The following is a 911-nucleotide window of genomic DNA, read 5'->3' as shown; positions in this document are numbered from 1 at the left end:
AGGTCTGATTGGCGCCGATGGTGATGGTCTGGCCATTGCTCAGCGTGACGGTTACCGCCGTTTGTGCAGCGTTGCTCAAGGTAGCGGTGTAAACGATCTGCCCACCTTCGGCCACGCTTGGTGTCGCCGAAAGCGATACCGTCGTTGTGTCCAGGACATCGGTGACAGTGGTACTGACCGGTGCCTGGTTGGCGACCAGATTCTCGTAATTGCCGCCGCTGACATTGGTGATGCTGTTGGTAACTGCCGCGTGGCCTTGGTAGACGTCGTTGGTGACGGCGCCGGTGGCGGTACCGGAGGACTGCCCGACTGGGATGGTGATGGTCTGCCCGTTGGCGAGGTTGACCACGACCGGATTTCCCGTGACAGGAGCACCTACTGTGGCGGTGTAAATGATAGTGCCACCCTCGGCCACGCTGGGCGTTGCCGTCAGCGACACCGTTGTGGTGTCTTGCACATCGGTCACGGCGGTGCTGACCGGTGCCTGGTCGGCAACCAGATTCTCGTAATTGCCACCGCTGACATTGGTGATGCTGTTGGTAACTGCCGCGTGGCCTTGATAGACGTCATTGCTCACGGCCCCCGTGGCCGTCCCTGAACTCTGACCAACCGGAATGGTGATGGTCTGGCCATTGGCCAAGCTAACTACGACCGGGCTGCCGGTGACCGGCGCACCTACTGTGGCGGTGTAAGTGATAGTGCCGCCTTCGGCCACGGAAGGCGTGGCGGTCAGGGTGACAGTGGTGGTGTCTTGCACATCGGTCACGGTGGTGCTGACAGGAGCCTGGTTGGCGACCAGGTTTTCGTAATTGCCGCCGCTGACGTTGGTGATGCTATTGGTGACTGCCGCGTGACCTTGATAAACGTCGTTGGTGACGGCGCCGGTGGCGGTACCGGAGGACTGCCCGACT

General features: G+C 61.1%; 1 protein-coding gene. It reads right to left on the bottom strand.

The window, feature by feature from the left end:
• On the bottom strand, positions 1 to 911 hold a 911-nt coding region (locus HU738_RS26475; protein WP_217871547.1), incomplete at both ends, for an immunoglobulin-like domain-containing protein.

Origin of the sequence: Pseudomonas vlassakiae, from assembly GCF_014269035.2 — a bacterium.
GTDB classification, from domain to species: Bacteria; Pseudomonadota; Gammaproteobacteria; order Pseudomonadales; family Pseudomonadaceae; genus Aquipseudomonas; species Aquipseudomonas vlassakiae.
This window is presented reverse-complemented; position numbering and strand designations above follow the sequence as displayed.